Source organism: Rheinheimera mangrovi (genome assembly GCF_003990335.1).
In the GTDB taxonomy this organism is placed as follows: domain Bacteria; phylum Pseudomonadota; class Gammaproteobacteria; order Enterobacterales; family Alteromonadaceae; genus Pararheinheimera; species Pararheinheimera mangrovi.
Genome location: NZ_CP034683.1, coordinates 2,490,941 through 2,515,632, shown reverse-complemented (window position 1 = coordinate 2,515,632; position 24,692 = coordinate 2,490,941). Strand labels below are relative to the sequence as shown.

At 46.9% G+C, this 24,692-nt stretch carries 24 protein-coding genes; 16 read left to right on the top strand and 8 right to left on the bottom strand.

Annotated elements, in window-relative coordinates:
- Position 1: 1 nt before the first annotated feature.
- From EK374_RS11290 to EK374_RS11245, 10 genes are all read left to right on the top strand, one after another.
- Positions 2–328: a PilZ domain-containing protein gene (locus EK374_RS11290; RefSeq protein ID WP_127023407.1), complete on the top strand. Its 327-nt coding sequence runs from the start codon at positions 2–4 to the stop codon at positions 326–328.
- A 40-nt stretch (positions 329–368) separates the two neighbouring features.
- Entirely contained in the window at positions 369–1,148 is a 780-nt protein-coding gene (locus tag EK374_RS11285; RefSeq protein WP_127023404.1) for a TatD family hydrolase, read from the top strand.
- Positions 1,149–1,685: 537 nt separating this feature from the next.
- Complete coding sequence (locus EK374_RS11280; protein ID WP_127023401.1) at positions 1,686–2,411, top strand: DUF4386 domain-containing protein; 726 nt, start codon at positions 1,686–1,688, stop codon at positions 2,409–2,411.
- A gap of 208 nt (positions 2,412–2,619) precedes the next feature.
- Positions 2,620–3,306 (top strand): GntR family transcriptional regulator, encoded by a 687-nt coding sequence (locus tag EK374_RS11275; protein ID WP_127023398.1) that lies wholly within the window; start codon positions 2,620–2,622, stop codon positions 3,304–3,306.
- Positions 3,299–4,192, top strand: a complete 894-nt coding sequence (prpB, locus tag EK374_RS11270) for a methylisocitrate lyase (RefSeq protein ID WP_127023395.1) — start codon at positions 3,299–3,301, stop codon at positions 4,190–4,192. Before EK374_RS11275 ends, prpB begins: the two co-directional genes overlap by 8 nt.
- Before the next feature lie 81 nt (positions 4,193–4,273).
- Positions 4,274–5,401 carry a bifunctional 2-methylcitrate synthase/citrate synthase gene (gene prpC, locus EK374_RS11265; protein ID WP_127023392.1) on the top strand — a complete coding sequence of 376 codons (1,128 nt, stop codon included), beginning with the start codon at positions 4,274–4,276 and terminating at the stop codon, positions 5,399–5,401.
- 190 nt (positions 5,402–5,591) lie between these two features.
- Positions 5,592–8,180, top strand: a complete 2,589-nt coding sequence (acnD, locus tag EK374_RS11260) for a Fe/S-dependent 2-methylisocitrate dehydratase AcnD (RefSeq protein WP_127023389.1) — start codon at positions 5,592–5,594, stop codon at positions 8,178–8,180.
- A gap of 11 nt (positions 8,181–8,191) precedes the next feature.
- The gene (gene prpF / locus EK374_RS11255) at positions 8,192–9,385 is read left to right on the top strand and encodes a 2-methylaconitate cis-trans isomerase PrpF (RefSeq protein ID WP_127023386.1); all 1,194 of its coding nucleotides are present in this window, start codon (positions 8,192–8,194) and stop codon (positions 9,383–9,385) included.
- A gap of 137 nt (positions 9,386–9,522) precedes the next feature.
- The gene (locus tag EK374_RS11250) at positions 9,523–9,927 is read left to right on the top strand and encodes a hypothetical protein (protein ID WP_127023383.1); all 405 of its coding nucleotides are present in this window, start codon (positions 9,523–9,525) and stop codon (positions 9,925–9,927) included.
- Between the two features lie 117 nt (positions 9,928–10,044).
- The gene (locus EK374_RS11245; RefSeq protein ID WP_127023380.1) at positions 10,045–10,542 is read left to right on the top strand and encodes a GNAT family N-acetyltransferase; all 498 of its coding nucleotides are present in this window, start codon (positions 10,045–10,047) and stop codon (positions 10,540–10,542) included.
- Here EK374_RS11245 and EK374_RS11240 read toward each other — a convergent pair.
- The 4 genes from EK374_RS11240 to EK374_RS11225 form a co-directional block, all read right to left on the bottom strand.
- Positions 10,537–11,100, bottom strand: coding sequence for a DUF1349 domain-containing protein (locus EK374_RS11240; RefSeq protein ID WP_127023377.1), 564 nt, complete (start codon positions 11,098–11,100; stop codon positions 10,537–10,539). The two genes, EK374_RS11245 and EK374_RS11240, sit on opposite strands and share 6 nt — an antisense overlap.
- 11 nt (positions 11,101–11,111) lie before the next feature.
- A complete protein-coding gene (locus EK374_RS11235; RefSeq protein ID WP_127023374.1) occupies positions 11,112–11,390 on the bottom strand; it encodes a hypothetical protein in 279 nt (92 codons plus the stop codon).
- A gap of 175 nt (positions 11,391–11,565) precedes the next feature.
- Entirely contained in the window at positions 11,566–12,597 is a 1,032-nt protein-coding gene (locus EK374_RS11230) for a patatin-like phospholipase family protein (RefSeq protein ID WP_206099186.1), read from the bottom strand.
- Positions 12,598–12,755: 158 nt separating this feature from the next.
- Complete coding sequence (locus EK374_RS11225) at positions 12,756–14,027, bottom strand: anti-phage deoxyguanosine triphosphatase (RefSeq protein WP_127023368.1); 1,272 nt, start codon at positions 14,025–14,027, stop codon at positions 12,756–12,758.
- 135 nt (positions 14,028–14,162) lie between these two features.
- On the opposite strand from EK374_RS11225, the gene EK374_RS21055 reads away from it, so the two are divergent.
- From EK374_RS21055 to katG, 4 genes are all read left to right on the top strand, one after another.
- Entirely contained in the window at positions 14,163–14,510 is a 348-nt protein-coding gene (locus EK374_RS21055; protein WP_127023365.1) for a YebG family protein, read from the top strand.
- Between the two features lie 358 nt (positions 14,511–14,868).
- The gene (locus EK374_RS20675) at positions 14,869–15,018 is read left to right on the top strand and encodes a hypothetical protein (RefSeq protein ID WP_164731861.1); all 150 of its coding nucleotides are present in this window, start codon (positions 14,869–14,871) and stop codon (positions 15,016–15,018) included.
- Positions 15,019–15,197: 179 nt separating this feature from the next.
- The gene (locus EK374_RS11215; protein ID WP_127023362.1) at positions 15,198–15,575 is read left to right on the top strand and encodes a hypothetical protein; all 378 of its coding nucleotides are present in this window, start codon (positions 15,198–15,200) and stop codon (positions 15,573–15,575) included.
- A 259-nt stretch (positions 15,576–15,834) separates the two neighbouring features.
- Positions 15,835–18,039 (top strand): catalase/peroxidase HPI, encoded by a 2,205-nt coding sequence (gene katG / locus EK374_RS11210; RefSeq protein ID WP_206099185.1) that lies wholly within the window; start codon positions 15,835–15,837, stop codon positions 18,037–18,039.
- Positions 18,040–18,572: 533 nt separating this feature from the next.
- On the opposite strand, the gene EK374_RS11205 is transcribed toward katG, so the two are convergent.
- Positions 18,573–19,684, bottom strand: a protein-coding gene (locus EK374_RS11205; protein ID WP_407691844.1) for an IS3 family transposase whose coding sequence is annotated in 2 segments (ribosomal slippage) — positions 18,573–19,423 and positions 19,423–19,684 — 1,113 coding nt in all. Because the reading frame shifts where the segments join, the coding sequence is not laid out codon by codon here.
- 129 nt (positions 19,685–19,813) lie between these two features.
- On the opposite strand from EK374_RS11205, the gene EK374_RS11200 reads away from it, so the two are divergent.
- Positions 19,814–20,137: a hypothetical protein gene (locus tag EK374_RS11200; protein ID WP_127023359.1), complete on the top strand. Its 324-nt coding sequence runs from the start codon at positions 19,814–19,816 to the stop codon at positions 20,135–20,137.
- Between the two features lie 149 nt (positions 20,138–20,286).
- On the opposite strand, the gene EK374_RS11195 is transcribed toward EK374_RS11200, so the two are convergent.
- From EK374_RS11195 to EK374_RS11185, 3 genes are read right to left on the bottom strand one after another with little or no spacing between them, the layout of a single operon-like run.
- Entirely contained in the window at positions 20,287–21,084 is a 798-nt protein-coding gene (locus EK374_RS11195; protein WP_127023356.1) for a gluconate 2-dehydrogenase subunit 3 family protein, read from the bottom strand.
- Positions 21,084–22,763, bottom strand: a complete 1,680-nt coding sequence (locus EK374_RS11190; RefSeq protein WP_127023353.1) for a GMC family oxidoreductase — start codon at positions 22,761–22,763, stop codon at positions 21,084–21,086. The genes EK374_RS11195 and EK374_RS11190 overlap by 1 nt, the downstream gene beginning before the upstream one ends.
- The gene (locus tag EK374_RS11185) at positions 22,763–23,470 is read right to left on the bottom strand and encodes a 3-keto-disaccharide hydrolase (RefSeq protein ID WP_206099184.1); all 708 of its coding nucleotides are present in this window, start codon (positions 23,468–23,470) and stop codon (positions 22,763–22,765) included. Before EK374_RS11185 ends, EK374_RS11190 begins: the two co-directional genes overlap by 1 nt.
- Positions 23,471–23,730: 260 nt before the next feature.
- Here EK374_RS11185 and EK374_RS11180 point away from each other — a divergent pair, with 260 nt between their 5' ends.
- Positions 23,731–24,645, top strand: a complete 915-nt coding sequence (locus EK374_RS11180; RefSeq protein WP_127023350.1) for a redoxin family protein — start codon at positions 23,731–23,733, stop codon at positions 24,643–24,645.
- Positions 24,646–24,692 lie beyond the last annotated feature (47 nt).

Genomic DNA, 24,692 nt, shown 5'->3' with positions numbered 1-24,692 from the left:
TGTGGAAGAAATCCAACTGGATTTTACTGAACTAAAAGAGCTGTACCGCTGCTATATGCCATTTCTGAAAAATGGCGGTTTGTTTGTGCGTACAGCACGGCCTTACCGTATGGGGCACTCTTTATCTTTGTTGGTCACTTTACCTGACGCATTGGAAGCTGTGCGTGTAACTGGCAAAGTTGCCTGGCTGACCCCCCAAGGCGCACAAAGCTCTACTCCGGCTGGCATTGGCGTGGCTTTTATCGACGATAAATTTCAGCTGCAGGATAAAATTGAAAAACTATTAGGTGGTATGCTCGATTCTACTGAGCCTACCTACAGCCTTTAAAACGAAAAGGCTGTTTTAAATACTATTTTGGAGAACACTTTTGTTTGTTGATTCACATTGCCACCTCGACCGTCTGGAATGGGATAAATTAGCCCTGACCCTGCCTGAAGTTATACAACAAGCTGTGACAGCCAAAGTAGAGCATATGTTGTGTGTATCGGTCAGCCTGAAAGAATTTCCCGCAATGAAACAACTGGTGGCGGCTTATCCACAAGTGTCAGTCTCTTGTGGTGAGCATCCGTTGCATCAGGAAGACCAGATTGATATCGAGTTACTGCGTCGTTATTGCGCGGATCCTGCTGTTGTCGCAGTAGGCGAAACAGGTCTGGATTATTTTTACAGTCCGGACAGCAAAGCTATTCAGCAAGAGGCGTTTGTCGCTCATATAGCGGTCGGCCGTGAGCTGAAAAAACCTTTGATAGTGCATACCCGTGATGCCAGAGCGGACACCTTGAATTTATTGCGCTCTGGTGGCGCTGCTGATTGTGGTGGTGTATTGCACTGCTTTACCGAAGACTGGGATACAGCAAAAGCGGCGTTGGATTTAGGTTTTTATATTTCGTTATCCGGCATTGTGACCTTTCGTAATGCTGATGAGTTGCGAGCTGTAGCGCGGCAAATCCCTGCGGACCGCTTATTAATTGAAACCGACTCGCCCTATTTAGCTCCTGTGCCTTATCGTGGCAAAACCAATCAGCCTGCTTATGTCAGCGCAGTGGCTGCATGTATTGCAGAACAGCGTAATGTCAGCATTGAATTGTTGGCGGAACAAACCTCAGCAAATTTTTACCAGCTATTTCAATCAGTTAAAAGAGATTAGTTGAAGGGAAAAGTAGCCCAGAATCAAGGGAACCATTCTGGGCTTAGGGGAATGGCTCATCTAAATGAGCCGTGCGCTATACGGAACCAAAGAGGACAAACAGGTTAACTTACTGGTTTTGAGTGTAGACAAAGCTGCAGAAATTTCCTGCATCAGTCTTTGCTTTTTAAGTGCTTCAATTGGAAACTGAAGTCAAAACTTATTCTAACCTTATACCGCAGTTATCCCCAAGTTATCCACTCCACCTCAGGCTGTATAAGCTTTTGCTGAAGAATTAAAATCAGAGTCATAAAATCTCCATAGAAGCCAAAGTTTTTACAGGTTATGAATGTTAGAAAAAATTAATCTAATAAAAACTGCAAATCCGCCAGCAGGAACCTATCTGACCAGCTGATTTTATTTGTTTCGTTGCGGAAATAAAGAATCAGAGACTCCCTATGTTTCATTGTGTGGTAGCTATCTTTTTTGACTGAGATCTGCCAGTGTAATTACTTGATTCAATTCACTTAATAACCACTGCCACTAAAAGGTCCAACTATGAATTCAGCGTTTGAACGTGCACCGCAGTTTTATGTGCGTCTGGGGGGAGTGTTTTATCTGGCCATCATTGTGTTGGGCCTTTTTGGTGAATTGATGGTCAGAGGCTCTCTGGTGGTTCCTCTAGATGCAGCAGCCACAGCGCAGAATATTATGGCGTCATCCTCATTGTGGAGGCTGGGCATAGTAGGGGACTTGTCGATGCAACTGCTCGATATCCCTATTATCGTGTTGTTTTATTTATTGTTTAAACGCGTCAACGCGGGGCTGAATCTGGCCGCCACTTTTTTTAACCTGATCCAAACCGCTATGTTGGTGGCCAATAAACTGTTGTTAGTCATTCCATTGTTGTTATTAGGTGGTGGGGCTGCTGCATCTGCGTTTTCTTCGGAGCAATTGGCTGCCTGGTCTTATCTTGCTATTGGGCTGCACAGCTATGGTTTTGGCATAGGGCTGATCTTTTTTGCGCTGGCCTGTTTGCTGCGTGGTTATCTGATTATTAAATCGGGCTTTTTTCCGGCTTTTATCGGAGCAATGTTGGCGCTAGCGGGTCTATGTTATCTGATCAATAGCCTGGCCTTGTTGCTGGCGCCAGCCCTGGCTTCGCTGCTATTCCCCTGGGTTCTGATGCCGGTGTTAGCTGCTGAATTAAGCTTAAGTCTGTGGATGATTATTAAAGGCGTGAATATGCAACAGTGGCAGCAAAGCTCGCAAACCGCGTCTTAAATTAAAATGCCGTGGTTACTGTAAAGCTGAATACAGTAACCAGTGTTTCAAAAGTTAAAACAAAAGCATCTTCAAAACCCGTCCATAAATCCATACAACTTCCTCTAGTACTTTAGTCTTTATGTCGACATAACATCTCATTTTAGCTTGACCAAAGTCTGTATCAGGCGTAAAACGTAATAACATTCTAATTATTGTCGACAATCTAATGCTGGCTACCGAATTTAAAGAAGCTATTACTGCGGCCGACCGGGTGTTGGTGCAAATTCGTACCGCTATAGTGGAAGGCGAAATTCCCGCTGGCACCAAGATCAGTGAGCCTGAACTGGCCCGCCGTTATGATTTAAGCCGTGCACCGCTGCGTGAAGCCTTAGCGCGTTTAGAGCGCTGTCATCTGATAGAGCGCACACCCAATGCTGGTGCCCGTGTGGTCAAGCTGTCGATTGAAGGCTTACGTTCTTTGTATCAGCTGCGCGAAGAGCTGGAAGGCCTGGCTTGTCGTTTAGCGGCTGAGCATATGACAGAGCAGGAAATTGCTGAAGTGCGGGCGCTACTTGATCAGCATTTGTCGACACAACGGGTGCGCGAAGGTGAAAGTTATTACCAGGAGGCTGGTGATGTCGACTTTCATTATCGGGTGATTTTGGGCAGTAAAAATCCTTATCTGATTAATATCTTAAGTGACGAGCTGTATTTTCTGGTGCGGATGTACAGAGTGCAGCTTGGCATGAATGGCCCACGGGTATCACGGGCTTTTGACGAACACAAAGCTATTATCAACGCCATTGCCAATCGTGATGGCGAATTGGCCGACTTATTAATGCGCCGTCATATCGCCGCATCCAAACGTAATATTGAACAACAGTTACTTCAACAGGGGACTTCACATGGCTAATGTAAAAAGCGCTGGCGCTCTGCTCCGTCAGGCAATTAAAGACAATCATCCGTTACAGCTGGTGGGCACTATTAACGCCTACACCGCCATGATGGCTGAACGTGTGGGTCATAAAGCTTTGTATTTATCAGGTGCTGGTGTGGCTAATGCCTCTTTTGGTTTACCGGATTTAGGCATGACTTCGCTCAACGATGTTTGTGAAGATATCCGCCGTATTACTGGTGCGACTGAACTGCCATTGCTGGTGGATGCCGATACAGGCTGGGGTGGTGCTTTTAATATTGCCCGCACTGTGAAAGAAATGACCAAAGCCGGTGCTGCAGGTTTTCATATTGAAGATCAGGTGGCGCAAAAACGTTGTGGCCACAGACCGAACAAAGAAATCGTTTCTTTGGACGAAATGGTCGACCGCGTTAAGGCGTCCGTGGATGCCAGAACAGACGAGAACTTTTTTATTATGGCGCGTACCGATGCGTTGCAACAGCAAGGTTTAGAAGCCGCTATTGAACGCGCTTTAGCCTGCGAAGCAGCCGGTGCCGATGCCATTTTTGCTGAAGCTGTTTATACGCTGGAGCAATATCAGGCCTTTACTAAGGTGCTGAAAGTCCCTGTGCTGGCCAATATCACTGAGTTCGGCCAAACGCCTTTATTTAACAAAGCTGAATTGGCTGGGGTAGGTGTGGGTATGGTGCTCTATCCGTTGAGTGCCTTCCGTGCTATGAACAAAGCTGCACTGAATGTGTATGAGTCTATTCTGGCCAATGGCGATCAGAAAGCTGTAGTCGACAACATGCAAACCCGGGCTGAACTTTACGATTTCCTGAACTATCACAGTTATGAGCAGAAATTGGATGCGTTATTTGCCGTAGGCAAAAGCTCAAAATAAAAAGTTGGGCCAACAAAAAATAATCATAAGCCAAACAGCATTCAATAAATCAACAGAACAAATTAAAAACGGAGAGACAAGATGGCGAACGCAAAAGAATTATCAGGCGCTGGCTTACGTGGCCAAATCGCAGGTAAAACCGCTTTATCCACAGTAGGCAAAACAGGTTCTGGCCTGACCTATCGTGGTTACGACGTCAAAGACTTAGCCGCTCACTGTGAATTTGAAGAAGTAGCGCACCTGATTTTAAAAGGCGAGTTACCTAACGAAGCAGAACTGGCTGCGTACAAACAACGCTTAAAAGCTATGCGTAACCTGCCACAGGCATTAAAAGAAGTGCTGGAACGTATTCCTGCTTCTGCTCATCCTATGGATGTGATGCGCACGGGTTGCTCTATGTTAGGCAACTTAGAAACTGAACAGAGTTTTGCCCAGCAACAGGATGCAACCGACAGGTTACTGGCGATTTTCCCTGGCTTAATTAACTACTGGTATAACTTCAGCCATAAAGGTCAGCGCATTGAAGTGGAAACAGCGGCCGATTCTATTGCCGAGCAGTTCCTCTGGACTTTACATGGTGAAAAACCAACTCAGCTGCACACGGATGTAATGAACTCTTCGCTAATTTTATATGCAGAGCACGAGTTTAATGCTTCTACCTTTACGGCCCGTGTTTGTGCTTCCACATTAAGTGACATGCATTCTTGCATCACAGGCGCTATAGGTTCATTACGTGGCCCTCTGCACGGTGGCGCGAACGAAGCTGCGATGGAACTGATTGAAAAGATGGACAATCCGGATGATGCCGAAACCAAGTTAATGGGCATGCTGGAACGTAAAGAAAAAATCATGGGCTTTGGCCATGCCATTTATGCAGAGTCCGACCCACGTAACGCAGTGATCAAAGAATGGTCAGAAAAGCTGGGTAAAGCCAACGGCAATACTTCCTTGTACGACATTTCTGTACGCTGTGAAAGCGTCATGTGGCGCGAGAAAAAACTGTTCTGTAACGCAGACTTTTTCCATGCCTCGGCTTACAACTACATGGGTATTCCAACCAAGCTGTTTACGCCGATTTTTGTCTGTTCACGTTTAACAGGCTGGGCTGCCCATGTGATGGAGCAACGTGCCGACAACCGTATCATCCGCCCAAGTGCTGAATATACGGGCGTGGAACCACGTACTGTAACGCCATTGGCGCAGCGTTAATCCCCGTCGTAATTGAAGCTGCAGCTTCGTTGACCGCGTGCCTCGCCCCAGTCACATAGAACACTATGCTCCTGGGGTCTCGAGCACTTGTCGCCTCCCTGCAACATCAATTACTTAGGGGATCCGAACAGAAGCCCGCGAAGGGCTTTTGTAGGATCTAAAGTAAACAATTTAACTGAGTGGCCACGCCATGAATTCTAATTACCGTAAAAACTTACCAGGCACTAACCTGGATTATTTTGATGCAGCTGCAGCCTGTAACGACATTGAAGCGGGCTCTTATGCCAAACTGCCTTATACCTCCCGTGTTCATGCTGAAAACTTAGTACGCCGCTGCGATCCGGCGACTTTAACAGACTCATTAAAACAGCTGATTTACCGCAAGCAGGATCTGGATTTTCCATGGTTTCCGGCCCGTGTGGTCTGCCACGATATTTTAGGTCAAACCGCTTTAGTGGATTTAGCAGGTCTGCGTGATGCTATTGCGCTGCAAGGTGGCGATCCGGCCAAAGTAAACCCTGTAGTGCCCACTCAGCTGATTGTTGATCACTCGTTGGCTGTAGAGCATGGTGGTTTTGAAAAAGATGCCTTTGAGAAAAACCGTGCTATCGAAGACAGACGTAACGACGATAGATTCCACTTTATCAACTGGACGAAAAAAGCCTTTAAAAATGTCGATGTGATACCGCCAGGTAACGGCATCATGCACCAGATCAATTTAGAGCGGATGTCACCTGTTATTCACGCTATAGATGGTGTGGCTTTCCCTGATACTTTAGTCGGTACCGACAGCCATACCCCTCATGTGGATGCGCTGGGTGTGATTGCCATTGGGGTAGGTGGTTTAGAAGCAGAAAGCGTGATGTTAGGCCGTGCCTCCTGGATGCGTCTGCCGGATATTATTGGTGTGGAGCTAACGGGTAAAGCACAGCCGGGCATTATGGCCACCGACATAGTGCTGGCCTTGACTGAATTTTTACGCAAAGAAAAAGTGGTCTCTGCTTATCTGGAGTTTTTTGGTGAAGGCGCAAGCAGTCTGAGTTTAGGCGACCGCGCTACTATCTCTAACATGACGCCTGAATATGGCGCTACTGCCGCTATGTTCTCTATCGATCAGCAAACGCTGGATTATTTAACCCTGACAGGCCGCGAGCCAGCGCAAGTCAAGCTGGTGGAAACCTACGCCAAAACTGCAGGCCTGTGGTCTGACAGTTTAAAAACGGCCGAATATGAGCGGGTATTACGATTTGATTTATCCAGTGTAGGCCGCACTATTGCAGGTCCTTCCAATCCTCATGCGCGGGTATCAACCAGCGATTTAGCCGCCAAAGGTATAGCAGGCGTGGTCGAAAATGAACCAGGTTTGATGCCGGATGGCGCTGTGATTATTGCTGCTATCACCAGCTGCACCAACACCAGTAACCCACGTAACGTAATAGCTGCCGGTTTACTGGCGCGTAACGCCAGAGCCAAAGGCTTAAGCCGTAAGCCTTGGGTGAAAACCTCATTAGCCCCTGGCTCTAAAACCGTAGCGCTGTATCTGGAAGAAGCCAATTTAATGGCCGATTTGGAAAGTCTGGGTTTTGGCATTGTGGCTTTTGCCTGTACCACCTGTAATGGCATGAGTGGTGCTTTGGATCCTGTGATCCAACAAGAAGTGATAGAGCGTGATTTATACGCCACAGCTGTGTTGTCAGGTAACCGCAACTTTGATGGCCGTATTCACCCTTATGCCAAGCAGGCGTTTTTAGCCTCTCCGGCCTTAGTGGTGGCTTATGCCATTGCCGGTACTGTGCGTTTTGATATTGAAAAAGACGTGCTGGGGCTGGATCAAAACGGCAACGAAATTCGTTTAAAAGACATTTGGCCAACAGATGCAGAAATTGATGCGGTGGTGGCCAGCAGTGTTAAACCAGAGCAGTTCCGCAAAGTCTATGAGCCTATGTTTGCGCTGTCTGTCGATTACGGCGAAAAAATTAGCCCGCTGTATGACTGGCGCGCGCAAAGTACCTATATCCGTCGTCCGCCGTACTGGGAAGGTGCTTTAGCAGGTGAGCGTACCATGAAGGGCATGCGTGCTCTGGCTGTATTAGGTGACAACATCACCACAGACCACTTATCGCCCTCCAATGCCATTATGATGGACAGTGCTGCAGGCGAATACCTGCACAAAATGGGCTTGCCGGAAGAAGACTTTAACTCCTACGCCACCCACCGTGGTGATCACTTAACAGCGCAGCGTGCCACTTTTGCTAATCCAAAACTCATCAACGAAATGGCTGTAGTGGATGGCAAAATCAAGCAGGGTTCTTTAACCCGGATTGAGCCTGAAGGTCAGGTCACCCGGATGTGGGAAGCCATTGAAACTTATATGGAGCGCAAACAGCCGCTGATTATTGTGGCAGGTGCTGATTATGGTCAGGGTTCATCACGTGACTGGGCGGCCAAAGGCGTGCGTTTAGCGGGCGTTGAAGCCATAGTGGCTGAAGGTTTTGAGCGTATTCACCGTACCAACTTAGTGGGGATGGGGGTATTACCGCTTGAGTTTAAAGCCGGAGTGAACCGCAAAACCCTGCAACTGGACGGGACTGAACTTTACGATGTGCAGGGCGATCGCACACCAAGAGCGACACTGACACTAGTAGTGACCCGTCGTAATGGCGAAGTGCTACAGGTGCCTGTGACCTGTCGTCTGGATACAGCCGAAGAAGTGTCTATTTACGAAGCTGGCGGTGTATTGCAGCGTTTTGCCAAAGACTTCCTTGAAGCCAAAGTCTGAGGAGCTGCAACATGACCTATTTACCTCAGCTAAAAATTCCGGCCACTTATATCCGTGGCGGTACCAGTAAAGGCGTGTTTTTCCGTCTGCAGGATTTGCCAGAAGCGGCTCAAACTCCGGGAGCAGCGCGTGATGCGCTGTTGCTGCGAGTGATTGGCAGCCCGGATCCCTATGGCAAACAAATTGATGGTATGGGGGGGGCTACTTCCAGTACCAGCAAAATCGTGATTTTGTCGAAAAGCCAGCAGCCGGATCATGATGTGGATTACCTGTTTGGTCAGGTATCTATTGATAAAGCTTTTGTCGACTGGAGTGGTAACTGCGGCAATTTATCAGCCGCTGTTGGCTCTTTTGCCATTAGCGCAGGTTTAGTCGATGCCAGCCGTATTCCAGCAAACGGCAAAGCTACAGTGCGGATTTGGCAGGCCAATATTGGCAAAACCATTATTGCTCATGTGCCGATGATCAACGGCGAAGTGCAGGAAAGCGGTGATTTTGAACTGGATGGTGTGACTTTCCCTGCCGCTGAAGTGCAGCTGGAATTTATCGACCCGGCCGCAGACGAAGACGGCGAGGGCGGCGGTTCTATGTTCCCAACCGGCAACTTAGTCGATGAGTTGGACGTGCCAGGTGTCGGTACTTTCAAGGCGACACTGATCAACGCTGGTATTCCGACCATTTTTGTGAACGCCAAAGACATAGGTTATACAGGCACAGAGCTGCAGGATGCCATTAATGGCGATGCCAAAGCATTGGCGATGTTTGAGACTATCCGGGCATATGGTGCTGTGAAAATGGGTTTAATTGCGCATATTGACGATGCCAAAACCCGCCAGCATACGCCTAAGGTAGCTTTTGTCGCGCCTTCGACTGATTACGTCTCCTCAAGCGGTAAGGCCGTGACTAGAGGCGATATCGATCTGGTGGTACGTGCTTTATCTATGGGCAAATTGCATCACGCCATGATGGGTACTGCTGCTGTTGCTATTGGCACTGCAGCTGCGATACCCGGCACTTTAGTCAATTTGGCGGCTGGTGGTGTAAAACGCAAAGCTGTGCGTTTTGGTCATCCGTCCGGCACTTTAAGGGTAGGGGCCGAAGCGGCTTTAGTGGATGGCGAGTGGAAGGTAACCAAAGCTATCATGAGTCGAAGTGCGCGGGTATTAATGGAAGGTTGGGTCAGAATACCTGCCGGCATATTTTAATTGGCTTAAATGAAAAAAATGATAGGCCAGTGCTTGGATGTTAAATTTACAGCTTATAAATAACCTGTCGTGTTGAAATGGAAGGTTATTCTCTGTAGATTGAGTATCGAATTTACGATTTTTTTGGGGAGTCTTTGATGAAGAAATTAGGTTACAGCCTGTTCGCTGCTTTATGTTTAAGTTCTGCGACATTGTCTTCTGCGGTGAAAGCTGACACAGTGGACTACCAGTATCTGACCGTTGCCGGTTATCTGAATTTTTACTTGTTAAATTTAAATGCGTGCGAAGATTACCATCCAGAAATTCGACAGCAGGCCTATGACGCTGAAAAGCAGCTTTATCCATGGCTAGCCAAATTAGAGCAGAAATTAAAAGGCGCAGACGCTGACAATAAAACCTTGTCTGATGTGGTACAAAAACGTCGTGAAGCATTAAACCTGCAAATCAGCGAAGGTGATTTTACTTTGGATCACTGCACAGCTATCGTGAAGCTACTCACTGCAGACGGTTTGGACCAGACGTTGTTAAAAAGTCTGAACTAAAAAACTAAACAAATAACTTTTAGGCTCAGTGTTTTAAAAAAGCCACTTGTCTTAGCCAAAGCAGGTGGTTTTTGTTTTCAATTCAAGCGTTACCGCTGATGTGTGTCGGTGTCTGTTATGTCTGTTTTTACTTTATCCGCTTGTGATGTACCACAATTGATGCAGGTACAACAAAATTGCTACAGCGAAGAACTGGTTGAATCGGCAGCTGTGATGTCAGAACGAGTGTCTGCTTTTACTCAGACCTGCTGGGGTTATTTTGTTGATCAGCAAATGGCAGGTTACTTATTGGCCTATCCCTCTGTGTTAGGCAGTATCACGCCTTTAGCTGCTCCTTTTCCTCAGTATCAAAATACCAACTGCTTGTATCTGCATGATATGGCGATTTCCAGTGATTTTCGCGGACAGGCGTTAGCGCCTGCGTTATTGGCTAATGCCAGCACTGAAGCGAAGAAACTAGGCTTAGAGGCATTGGCTCTGGTGGCAGTGCAGGGGGCTGAAGGCTATTGGGCAAAACAAGGTTTTGTAAAAGTGAGGGAGATCAGTGCAGAGCAACAGGCTATTCTGGATACTTATTTACCGGAAATAGCCTGTTATATGACCTGCTCTTTATAAAGCTGATTCGTTAAATTCGATACGCTGAACAATAATTTCGCAGCCTGGCCCATCCGGGCTGCAGCCATAAATACCGAGACAAATCAGATCTTTATCCCTAATATGGCTGATATCAAGTACTCGCAGTTGCTGCCAGCTTTGTCCTGATAGGGCTGAGACAATAGCGTCCTGCTGAGAAATTTCTATTTTTAATATCCAGCTTTTTGCAGGCTTGATGCTTTGGCTAGCCCAGTCTGATTTTCCAGCCAACGTATTCACTGAGCCCAGTGCAGCTTCTTCAGGTGACAACCACTCAGCAGAAATTTTCAACCAATTATGCGCGTCTTTTCTCAGCATAATACCTGCTTGATCGAACTTGCTATTAGCGTTCACCTGCACTTCAACAAGTAGGGATAATCTGGCGGCTTTGCTTTTCCAGTAGTAAAAATGGCCATTATCCCGATAGAAGTGATAATGGGTATGTTGCCAGAAATCTGTGTTGGCGTCGGTTGTAAATTGCAATGGTGGCTCGTCTGAGTAATGCAGAGGAGGGTTAAACCATTGATAGGTTGTTGTCATTTTATTTCCTTTTAACAACAGACCCGGAGCACCAGTCCGGATCCTAAGGCTTTACTGCTACTTTTCACCTGAGTTAATAATTCCGGTTTTTCGCCATTAAAGTTAATCCACCCATTGTTACCCAGTGTTTCTGCTCTTTGTACAGCGGGTTCCTCATTATGCATCACAGCATGTTCTGGTCCCTGAGCATAAGTGACAACCAAGCCATAAAGCGCGTCGAAGAAACCACCATGTGGCATCAGAACCTGATCGCTTACCCCATCAGCAGGCACATAACCTAAGGTCAGCATGGCGTTGGTGTTGTCAGGTAAAACAAAAAATCAGGTCAAGGCGCCACCTGAAGCCCCAGTCACATAGGCACACTGATCTTTCATGAGGCCCTGAGCGGATCTGATGGCTGCCCAGCTCAATTACTCTTCGGTATACAGTCAAAGCTCAGAGTTTATTCATGGGGGCCTGCCTGAACTAAATTTTTTCCAGCAGATAATTACCGGATTTTAAATCCTCTGCCAGCTCTTTTGATCGTTCCAGCACCAGGGCCCAATACTCCAGACGCTGGGCATCAGTTAGTTTGTCGAAATCCTTGCGGTCCGGAATTTTGCCGTAAGGCAAAGATTTTACCCAGGATTCTGATGGGCACAGCAGGATCATTTTGTCCATTTGAGCTGCTTTAGCGCGGCGCCAGGGTAAAGATTTGTCAAACCAGCCAGGGATCAGGTACGGATAAAAGTGTGGATATAAAATCAAACCTTCCTGCTGGTAAGGCAAGGAAAGATGGTAATCCAACAAACCACCGTCCATATATAAACCCGCTGGTAATCCGGCAGGATCTTTCACCGGATGCATCACCATAGGAATAGAACCTGAAGCCAACAAACTGGCTTTAAAGTTATCTATGGTCAGTGGGTAAGCTTCATGTGGCACATGCTGCAATAAGCCCGGATTACTGTGGTTTTGCATCACCACTCTTTTGTAGAACTTTTGCAGCAAAGCAGGTTTAAGCAAATTCGCGCCGGCAGCCAGCAGCAAACGCCGCAGTTGAGCGCCTTTGCGCTCCGACTTTCTGACTTTCACTTCGCGGGCAGCAATAAAATTCAGTTGCAGTACGGGGTTATTTAACACCTGCAAGATGCAGTCTTCGTCAGGAAATACCTGATCCAAGACGGCGGCTGAGGTTGAGGTAATTTGATCTATGCTGGCCTTGGGTGGAAAACACAATCTGCTGTAAGCTTTGGCAAATCGTTCAGTCGCAGCAGCAGGGTTTTGCTGCGTGACACAGGCAAAACGCCAGGCACCAGCCGAACTACCAACTAAAGATAAAGGCGTGCTTCTGTCTTTAAAAAATTCACCAAACAAATACTGATCTAAACCAAATAAACAAAACCATTTAGGGCCACCACTGGCGCCTAAGACTAAATGGATATCCTGCTGACGTAAGCCGTGTTGTTGCAGATGTTCAAAGGCCGTGGCTCCCGCCAGTACTCTTAGTGTCGACATTATCCCTCACATATCCCCTTCGTACTTGAAGCCGCAGCGTTGTTGACTGCGAGCTCAAGCCCCAGTCACATAGGTTAACTATGCTCCTGGGGTCTCGCGCTCTTGTCGCCTCCCTGCAACTCCAATTACTTTGGGTATAGAACTATATAAAATAAAATTTACAAAGATGCTGCGAATAATTGCTGGTGCATACGCAGCGCATATTCATCCGTCATACCTGACACATAATCACAAATAATGCGCATCTTACTCTGTTCGTTGTCCGCCATAAGCCAGCGGTTTTTGGTGTTGGCGGGCAACAAACGTTCCGCTTCTGAACTAAAAGCCTCAAACAATGAGCGGACAATTTGCTGGCCTTTGTATTCACCCCGTTGCACGTCCGGCGATAAAATGACAGCTTCATAGACAAAGCTTTTTAGCAGTTGCAACAACTGCTGCTGCGGCTCTGGAAGCCTGGCATTGTAACGGATCAATGGATCTTGAGTGTCCGGCAGTGACTGATACAACTCAATACTGGTGATCAGCAAGTTCACTAGAGCACCTATGGCATCTTTGCGAATATGATGTTCGGGTATAAATAATTTCTGGCTGATATGTTTCAAAGCACTGGCAATATCAAGGGGTAACTTTGCCATTTCAGGTTCTGCTAAACGGCGCCAGTGTTCAATGGTCACAGTACCAGTCACTATCGCATCTTCTAAGTCATGCACGCCGTATGCTATGTCATCGGCCAGCTCCATAATCGAAGCGTCCAGTGATTTATGCAGAGATTTTAGAAAGGGCGCTTTATCAAGTTTTTCAGTGCGCTGAAAAGCACTGCGGTCTGCCACTGATAATGGGCTTAAGATCCAGTCGAGTAAATCACGGTCGGCAGCATAAATAGCTTTGCAAGGTTTGACTGTGAGTCCTTGTTCAAACTGGTCCAGCGCAGGTTGTACTATCGGATACTTGAGTAAACCCAATAAAGTCCGGCGGCTTAAGTTCATACCGCCACTGGCTGTGTAGGGTTCCAGTTTGCCAACAATACGCAAGGTTTGGCCGTTACCTTCAAAACCACCGAACTGCTGCATACAGGCGTTCAGGGCTTTTTCGCCACCGTGGCCAAAAGGAGGATGGCCTAAATCATGGGCCAGACACAAAGCTTCCATCAGGCTGTCCTGCGCTAATAATGCCCGCAGCGCCGGGTCTTCTTGTTGGTAGCTTAATTGTGCTACTAAAGCAGTGCCTATTTGTGCAGCTTCTAAAGAGTGTGTAAGGCGGGTGCGGTAGAAGTCATTCTGGCCTATACCCATAATCTGAGTCTTTGCCTGCAAGCGGCGAAAAGCGGCGGAATGCAGAATTCTGGCCCTGTCCCGTTGCCATGGTGTACGGTGATCGTTTGGTCTCTGACTATGTTCGGCAAGACGGCGTTCGGCCCACAGATGCTGCATACAAAATCCTTCTGGTTACTCACTTTATGCTACGGCAAAAGCAGAAAAGAGGCGATGCGTATTTTTTATAAAAACAACTGGACAAATAAACAGTGTGTACTGTATAAATATTCAGTGCCGAAAGCAGGAGGAATTATGGCCGTTATTATTAAATACATTGTTGAGCGCGCTGGAGTAGAAAAAATGACTTTTAGTTCAAAGCCTGAAGCAGACGCCTATGACCGGATGCTGGATATTGCTGATGAACTGTTTTTAATGCTGGGTCAAAGCGAACTGATCCCGGATGAGCAACAACGTGAAGATCTGGCGTTGTATTTAGCTCAGCAAAAAGAGCTGGTGATCCAGACGCTGAATCAGAAAACTAAAAGCAACAAAGCCACGGTAGCTGATAAAGAACAGGCAAAAGACAAGAGGGCAGATACCACTAAAGCGGCTATTGTACTGACAGAAGTGACGGAAGCCTCGGACGATCTGGCTGCTTAATTTACCAGCAGAGATTCAGTGGTGCGGCTAGCTTGTACCTTTGTTTTTTATTAGAACAGCTAATTTAAAAATGAATCCTGAAAGGGCATAACTATAACTAGATTATGCCTTTTTTATTGGGTTCAACCTTGGTTTTTTGCATAATTAGCTGTTTTAACGGCATTTCTATTAAAGAATGATTATTGCAGTGAATAGTGAATATGAAAACAAGCTGAATAAGTCATGACGGAAAACGACATTTTTCATTAGAAAAACTAATGCCCAGGCTATAAATTATCTCGTTAGTGATCTGGTTAAATTTTCAGCATAATAACCACGTTTTCGGATGAACACTTTCTCAGACTTAACGAGGTTGGACATGAACAGTATCAATACCACAGTAGAAAAATCTAACGTGAGCACGACAGAGCGCAGCGTATCTTCTCTGCTGCTGGTGCGTCGAATCAATCAGTTTTTAGCTCAGATTGGCCGCGCTTTAAGTCTGAGTGGAGCTGTTTACACCAAATAATGGTGGCTGTACCCGCGCTAAGCTGTGCTGAGCTTAATGTGGCAAAAAACGTAACCCCTTGAGCGCGCTTAGATTGCTGCTAAGCGCGTTTTTTTTATTCGCTCCAATGTTCACAAAACGGCAGGATAGCCGTTTTGCACAGCTCAAGCTGCCGAAGGCGAACATCATGGACGATGTGAGTGAAAAACATTCCTGATGTTGTTGTATTCGCTGCCATCCATGGCGCTCACCCTGCGGGCCAACGCTTTGCGTTGTTCAACAACATTCCTGATGTTGTTGTATTCGCTGCCATCCATGGCGCTCACCCTGAGGGCCAACGCTTTGCGTTGTTCAACAACATTCCCGATGTTTTTTGTATTCGCTGCCATCCATGGCGCTCACCCTGCGGGCCAACGCTTTGCGTTGTTCAACAACATTCCCGATGTTTTTTGTATTCGCTGCCATCTGTTGCGCTCACCGATCTTTTTTCCCTTTCTGCCGTAATTAGTCTGTCATCTGTCACTCATAAGCTACTTTTATTAAGTCACTGTGCAGTGCTTTCGCATTTCAGCATCTGAAATAGCGATTTAAGGCATTGAATTTTTTCATGAAGTTTTTTTGTTTGGATACTGTAGACTGCTGTTGAGCATCAAAGTCGATGATGACAAAGTGCATGCGACTTCGCTGCTGCCGCTTTATGGCTCAGTATGAGATGTGAATGAAAACAACCTGGTGATGTTTATTGATAACACGCGTGGACGTGCAGGTTCCAATTGCAGAGTTATCGCCTTTTAATGGATTTAATCCATTTATGACAGTAACAATTGGAGAAAAAAGATGGGTAGTAACGCAACAATGACCGGCAAATGCCCGGTAATGCACGGCGCTTTGACTAAGTCAGCCGCTGGTGGTACTTCAAACCGCGATTGGTGGCCTAACCAACTGAATTTAAACATTTTACATCAACATTCTTCTTTATCTGATCCTATGGATCAACCCTTTAATTACGCTGAAGCTTTCCAGAAACTGGATCTGGCCGCGGTGAAGCAGGACTTATATGCGCTAATGACTGATTCACAGGACTGGTGGCCAGCGGATTATGGCCACTATGGCCCATTATTTATTCGTATGGCATGGCACAGTGCTGGTACTTACCGCACCTCTGACGGCCGTGGTGGTGCATCCTCTGGCTCACAACGTTTTGCTCCACTGAACAGCTGGCCCGATAACGGCAATCTGGATAAAGCCCGCCGTTTATTGTGGCCAGTGAAACAGAAATATGGCAACCAGTTGTCCTGGGCCGATTTAATGATATTGGCCGGTAACTGTGCGCTTGAATCTATGGGCTTTAAAACCTTTGGTTTTGCGGGTGGCCGTGAAGATATATGGGCTCCGGAAGAAGATATCTACTGGGGTGTGGAAACAGAGTGGCTGGGCGATAAACGTTACGCTGGCGACCGTCAATTAGAAAACCCATTAGCTGCAGTGCAAATGGGCCTGATTTATGTTAACCCTGAAGGCCCGAATGGTAACCCAGACCCAGTCGCTTCAGCCCGTGATATTCGTGAAACCTTCGCCCGTATGGCAATGGATGATGAAGAAACAGTCGCTTTAGTTGCGGGTGGTCATACTTTTGGTAAATGCCATGGCGCAGGAGATCCAACTTTAGTTGGCGCTGAACCAGAAGCCGCTCCACTGGAAGAAATGGGCTTAGGTTGGAAAAATGCCTTTGGCACTGGGAAAGGTGTTCATACCACCACCAGCGGTATTGAAGGCGCCTGGACTCCAACGCCAACCCAGTGGGATAACAGCTATTTCGACACCTTATTTGGTTATGATTGGAAACTGGTGAAAAGCCCTGCTGGTGCTCATCAGTGGATCCCAACAGACGAATCTGCCGCAACTGCAGTACCTGATGCTCACGACCCGGCTATTCGCCATGCGCCAATGATGACAACTGCTGATTTAGCGCTGAAAATGGACCCGGCTTACGAGGCCATTTCACGACGTTTCCATCAGAACCCAGAAGTGTTCGCTGATGTGTTTGCCCGTGCCTGGTATAAATTAACTCACCGTGACATGGGGCCTTTGGCTCGTTATTTAGGCCCTGAAGTCCCGTCAGAAGAGTTAATTTGGCAAGATCCTGTGCCTGCAGTGAGCCATGAGTTGGTGAACTCTGCAGATATAGCCGTACTGAAAAGCAAGATTCTCTCTTCAGGCTTGTCCATTTCAGAACTGGTGTCAGTCGCCTGGGCTAGCGCTTCAACCTTCCGTGGTTCAGATAAACGGGGTGGTGCTAATGGTGCCCGTATTCGCCTGGCTCCACAAAAAGACTGGGCTGTGAATCAACCGGCGCAGCTGAGTAAAGTGCTGGCTGTATTAGAACAAATTCAGGCCTCTTTTAATAACCAGTCAGAAAGCCGTAAGGTGTCACTGGCGGATATTATTGTGCTGGCAGGAGCTGCAGCTATAGAGCAAGCGGCTAAAAATGCCGGTGTCACCATTGATGTACCTTTTAGCCCGGGCCGCACTGATGCAACACAAGAGCAAACAGATGTTGAGTCTTTTACGGTGATGGAGCCTATAGCTGATGGCTTCCGTAATTATGTGAAAGGCCGTTATTCAGTCAAAGCTGAGGAGTTGTTGCTGGATAAAGCTCAGTTGCTGACGTTAACAGCGCCGCAAATGACAGCTTTGATCGGTGGTCTGCGAGTATTAAATATCAACGCGGATAAAACTTCGCACGGTGTTTTCACTAAACAAGCCGACACATTAAGCACCGACTTTTTTGTCAATCTGTTGGATATGAACACAGCCTGGACTCCGGTGTCAGCAGAGGCAGAACTGTTTGAAGGCAAAGACCGCAAAACTGGTGCTGTGAAATGGACTGCCAGCCGTGTTGATTTAGTTTTTGGCTCCAACTCTCAGCTGCGTGCTTTGGCTGAAGTTTATGCGCAGCATGACAACAAACAAAAATTTGTCCGAGACTTTGTAGCCGCATGGAACAAAGTAATGAACGCTGATCGCTTTGACTTAAAGTAAAAGCAGTATTTTTGAACTGAGTGATACAAAGGCGGCTTTTTTTTATCAGCTGCCTTTTTACTTTTGGATCAGTTGTTTTGAGAAAAAATGATTGAAGCAGAGGGGCTTTGGCGTTAGCGTAAAGCTATTAGTTCAATCACATTCCCAAGAATTTAAGCATGTAAATCATCACCATAAGAAAGGGTGATTTGCCTGAATTCATGGGTCCAGCTTAACCAATCGCTTCGCCTTATCTGCGCCAGTTTTCGTTCTATCATTTGTAGGGCAAGTAGGCATAACTCAGCACAGTCCTGTGTCGAGTTGTGTTTGCCTAGATGTGTCGGTGAAGCTTGCACTCGCTCCTGATAATCCTATAAATATCAGTAAGGTATCAGCTAGGAGTGCCTGTCAGAACTAACACAGCTAAACCATTGGGACAGTTGCAGCTTTGCGGCTCAAGGCTTAATCCATAAAAAGCTGATTTGTTGTCACAGAAGTTATCTTCTATTTGCATGCGTGACCGATAAGCGGATATAACGGTAATCATCCCATTTTTAATGGACGCTTGAAGTAGAAGCCTGTGTTACTAAGTTGTCCTTGTACTTCGGTGGTATGCCACCCAAAGCTTTGTTTGGCCGTTCATTGTTATAAAACCACAGCCATTCTGTCGCATAGTCCTGAACTTCGGCAATACTGCTGAATAAATATTGGTTTAGCCAGTCGTAGCGAACTGTACGGTTATATCGCTCCACATAGGCATTTTGCTGCGGATTGCCTGGCTGAATATACTTCAGGGCCACTCCGTTTGATTCTGCCCAGTTTTTGAGGACAGAACCAATGTATTCAGGGCCGTTGTCGCTACGGATTTCCTTGGGTTTGCCTCGCCACTCAATGACTTGATTGAGCACTCTGACTACCCGTTCTGCCGGTAGCGAGAAGTCGACCTCAATGGCTAAGCCTTCCCGGTTAAAATCATCAATGATATTCAGCAGCCGGAAACTGCGGCCATCCTCGAGCTGGTCATGCATAAAATCCATCGACCAGCATTGGTTCTTCATCTCTGGCACCGCCAGCGGTTCAGGCTTTTCACGGGTGAGCCGTTTCTTGGGTTTTATCCTTAAGTTCAGCTCCAGCTCGCGGTAAATCCGCAGCACACGTTTATGGTTCCAGCCAAAGCGTTTCACATTACGCAGGTAATAGAAACACATGCCAAAGCCCCAACTCCGGTAAGTGGAGGTTAAGCGCAGCAGCCAGTCCGCAATTTCCGCGTTCTCATCCCTCAGACGGGCCTGATAGCGGTAGCAGGTTTCACTGATGCTAAACACCGCACAGGCCAATGTGACAGAAATGGATTTCTCGCGCACCGCCTTTTGCGCCAATTCCCGTCGGCGCGACGGCTTTACCACTTTTTTTCGATGGCCTCTTTGAGGATTTCGGCTTTGAGCCGTTCTTCGGCGTACATCTTTTTCAGCCGGGCATTTTCCGCCTCCAGCTCTTTAAGCCGGGCCATCATGGATGCATCCATGCCGCCAAATTTGGCGCGCCATTTGTAAAAGGTGGCCGAACTCATACCGTGCTCACGGCAGAGTTCGGGAACCGGAGCTCCAGCTTCCGCTTGTTTTAAAATTGCCAGGATTTGGCTGTCACTAAATTTTGATGTTTTCATGCAGAATCTCCTGCGTTTATATTACGAGAAAATTCTACTTTTAGCGTCAGTTAATTTAAGGGATGATTACCACAGGACTTAAAACATTCTGAATTTAATCCGCAGCAAACAGATAAACAATTTTGGGAAATGTATCATCGTTTCTTTGAAATTTACCGCCAGTTGAGTGACAAGAAAAGCAAGGTTGATTTTACACTTGGTTTTATCGCAGAAGTCTCAAAGATACATCAAGTTGGAATTACGAAGAGTATTTATGGAAGATATGCCCTTCGCTTTGGTTTTAAATTTAATAAAAAGACTGTGACCGGATTGATGTTTATAACAAGCACTGAGAAAAATGGCTATGGTTTGACAGAAGCAGATTATGAAAACTTTGGTGACACTATAATAGTATCTGATGCACTAGAAAGTAGCATTCATTATGTTATTCATGGAAAAAAACTTTCCCCCTAATTTAAGACCGTAACATTGATGAGCGCTTTCCAAGCTTTAAGCCGGTAATTACCAAGGCAGCCATCTAAATCAGACCATTCCAATCTAATACCTTTGTGGACGACCCTAAAGGTCGCCCATAAAGGTAATTTGGGTACCAAGTTGCTACATCATGTCTGAATAGGGTAGGCGTATTCAGTCAAACCCAAATCCGCCAATACTTTATCTAAATGAGCATAAGCCTCTTTAGTCGGGCCAGGATAATCACCGCCTATAGGCACATTACCCACATAACCTATGTCTTTTGTGCCTTCAGGCGTACAGAAAAAGGCGGCCAGAACCAGACTGCGGAAACGGCCAAAGGCTGAGGCTATGCGTTTAAACTGAGCCGGAGTTTCGGCTGTGTCAAAGGCGATGTCATCCATTATGGCTTTTTGCTGCACTTTAGTGAGCGCGACAAAAGTTTTACTAAAACGCATCTGCGCTTCGTCGTCTATCCAGGCCAGAGCCGACAAAATAGTAACTCTGTCTTGTTGCTGACGCTCGTAAGGCGCACTGACCCATTCATCGACCACCGCAGGCACATGCACTTCAGAAGCACTGGGCACAGCGCCTTCACGGGGTACCAGAATATCTGCAAGCACGGCCACTAAAGTCAGTTGCGCCTGAGTTAAGGTCAAAGGCCATGGTGATGCGGGTGGCAGAATTAAGTTTGGATCTTTGCCATAACCAGTTGCTGTGATAGGGGATAACTTCAGTTCAGGCCAATGTTCAGAGGTCGTTTTGGCCGCTTCTGCGCCGGTATCCGTCTTGCTGACCGGCGCGCTGTCACAGCCAGTTAATACTGCAGGTAACAGAGTACTGGCGGCTAAGGCCATCATTAGTTTTAACGAATCCCGTCTGGTCATGCCTGATTTGTACTGTATCTGCTGTTGATCCACGGCGTTGTTGATTTGATCCTTAGCCATCAAATCGCTCCTTGTTTTAGCTGGGCTGAAAGCCAGGACGAGTTGCGCATCGCCAGCGTCATAATAGTCAGGGTGCAGTTTTTATGGGGGTTAGAGGCAAAGACGCCGCCGTCCATCACAAAAAGGTTAGGGCAGTCCCAGCTCTGTCCCCACTGATTGGTGACTGAGTCTTTGGGCGATGCGCCCATACGGGTGGTGCCCACTTCATGAATAATTTCGCCGCCTTTTAAGATGGCTTGCTCTGGTGTTGGCAACTCGCCAACATCGGCTCCCATTTCAGCAAAAATAGCTTTGGCGGTTTTTAAGCCATGCGCCACTTGGTTTAATTCATGCTCGGACCATTTCCAGTGAAAACGCGCCACAGGAATACCCCATTTGTCTTTGACTTCCGGATCTATATCCATATAACAATGCTCGTTAGGCACCATTTCACCACGTAAAGCAAAACCTATATAAGCACCGTAGTTTTGTTTCACCTGACGTTTTAAATCGGGGCCATAGCCCTGAACATAGCCAGCTATACCTGAATTTGGCTCACTAAAACGGCCACCAATTTCAAAGTGATAACCACGAGGGAAGTCCAGTTCTTTACGTTCCTGCGCTTTATGGCCCCACCATGGGATAAACAAGTGATTGGCCGTATGGCCATCTTCGTTATAAATAGGCCGGCCTTGTAAAGCAGGAACCAGAGCGCCAATGTTAGCGCCTGTGGAGTCCATCAGGTTTTTACCCACCTGACCACTGGAATTGGCCAGACCCTGCGGAAAACGGGCTGATTTTGAATTGAGCAACAAACGCGCCGATTCACAGGCACTGGCGGCCAGAATCACTACTTTGGCTTTGAGTTGATGCACAGTGGAAGTTTTTTTATCGACATAACTGACACCTGTCACTTTGCCGTTTTCGTCTGTGTCTACAGATTTCACCATTGCGTCTGTGATCACCTGCAAATTACCAGTGGCTTTGGCCATTGGAATAAGCGATGTGGTGGTCTGGAAAGCTGCACCTATAGAACAACCATGGCCACAAGGGGTCGCATAAAAACAGGCGGCTCTGTTATCCAAAGGACGTGTTAATACAGCCCGGTGCATAGGAGCCAGCGGAATACCTAACTTTTTCGCTGCGGCTGCTATTAACAGCTCTGTAATACGTGGCTTTGGCGGAGGCTGCAAAATTCCATCCGAAGAAGGCGGCATATCATCCAGCCCTGTATTGGTGCCACATACGCCCACCAATGCTTCAGTTTTGTCGTACCATGGCGCTATATCTTCATAGTCAAAAGGCCAGTCGGCGCCTAAACCATCCCGGCTTTTGCCTTTAAAATCATGCTCGCTGAAGCGCAATGAATAACGGCCCCAGTGATTGGTGCGGCCACCCAACATCCGCGCGCGCCACCAGAGAAATTCAGAGCCATCTGCCGCTGTATAAGGTTCGTTTGGCACGTTCCAGCCACCGTCTACTGTGGCGTCATAATAACCAAAGTCTTTATCTATAGTGCCTGCACCCATTAAAGGTGCTTCGCCGTTGCGTTTAAACATGGGGGTTTCTGTTTTTGGGTCGTAATCCCGCCCGGCTTCGAGCATCAACACTTTATGCCCGGCTTTGGTCAGCTCATAGGCCGCCATGGAACCACCAGCGCCGGACCCAACCACCAGCACTTCAAAGTCAAAATCTTTCATTAGTTCAGCTCTTTAATTTTGATGTTTTTGAACCAGACCTTATCGCCATGATCCTGTAAACCTATGTGGCCTTCTGTGGCTTCAGCAAAACCAGGCCAACTGGCAAATTTACTTTTAGCAATCAGGTTTTTCCATTCGTCGCTGCCAATAGTCACTTTTGCCGTTTGCACTTCATTTTGCCAAATGGTCAAAGTGGAGTTGTCCAAACGAACTTTAGTGCTGTTCCACTCTCCGGCTTTTTTATGGGAAGCAGCAGGTGAGGCGATCATGTCGTACAAGGAACCAGAGAGGTGAGTGTCGAGCTTGTTGTCCGGGTGGCGCTCGTTATCCAGAATTTGAATTTCCGGCGCGTGGGAGTAAATGTATTTCCCTTTTTCATCAGCAAGAATCAAAATGCCGCTATTGCCTACTTCGGCAATTTTCCAGTCGAGCGTCAGCTCAAAGTTTTTGTAACTTTCTTTGCTGATTAAATCGCCGCCACCGCCTGCAGTCAGAGCTATAGCGTTATCTTCAATTTGCCATTTCTCGTTCACTGTTGGCTGTTTAAAAGTACGCCACTGCGACATGTCTTTGCCGTTAAACAATAACTGCCAGCCGTCTGCTTTTTCCTGTGCTGTCAGTTGATTGTCATTTGCGAAAACTGGTTGGCTGAGCACCGAAAGCAGCGTCATGGCTGCTAAGGCTTTATGTTTTATTGATAAAGTCAATTCGTCCCCCTGTCTGTTGTTCAATGCTCTGACGGCATTATTTGTTGATTTTAAGTAGTGTAATCGGTTTCATTACTGCTCTATAAAAACAACTAAAGCCAGTAGAAAGCAAGATCTGTTTTTAATTTTTGAGTTGCAACAGCCTTAGTCCGCGCTGAATTGAGGTTGGTCTTTACCGCCGTCACAAGATGTCGCAAATCTACAAGGCAAAAGCCACAGCTCCTGTCACACTAAGGTTGGTCTTTTTAAGGAGCTTTGTTATGCCTCAATTGATTCGTTTTCTACTGCCTTTAGTGGCTTGTCTGGTGTTTTCTGTTTGGGCCCAGCCCGACTATAGAACAGTGCAACTACAGCAGTTTAATACCCTGCAGCCTTTTACTTTAGCCAGTCTAGGGCAGAATAAACCCACTTACCTAAAGTTTTGGGCCAGCTGGTGCAAGCCTTGTATGGAACAAATGCCACACTTTGAAAAGCTGTATCAGGACTATGGGGATAAAGTGAATTTTGTCGCTGTGAATATCAATATCAACGAAAAACGGCAGGAGATCAGCAAGGTGCAGCAAGGCTTTCAACTGACTATGCCTATTTATCTGGATCAGCAAGGGCAATTGGCTTTAGCTTTGGGTTTAGCCGGCACCCCTTATTCTGTGCTGTTAAATGCCAAAGGTGAAAAGCTGTACAGTACGCATGAATCAGACTCTGTTTTGGATGGATTTATCAGCCGGTTGGCACAAGGGCAGCAGTTACCTACAGAAACGGCCGGCTCCGATCTGAGTGCCGCAGAGCAACAACAACTTTTAGCTAAGGTTCAAAGCGGCGAACAACTGCTGTTTTTTACTGCCACCTGGTGTGACTGGTATCTGGCTGAATCCCGACCAGAGATGGCGAAACAATGTAAGGATGCGCAAGCAGGTTTAAACCAACTAGCGGCTTTACTGCCGGAGAAAAACTGGGGCGGGGTGGTGAACCATTTATGGACAGACGATAAAGCGCTGGCTGAATTCAATACTTTGTATCAGATGAAAGTTCCATTTCAGATAGACAACTACGGCCTGTTGTTTCAACACTTTAATGTGCGGACTATTCCTGTGTTATTGAAAATAAAAGAGGGCAAAAAAGTGGCTGAGATCAGCGATTTTTCAAACCCGCAGCAGATAGTAAAACAACTGCAGTAAACTTAGTGTTGGCAGAGGGCGGCACAGTATTGCAGTGCCACCTTCTA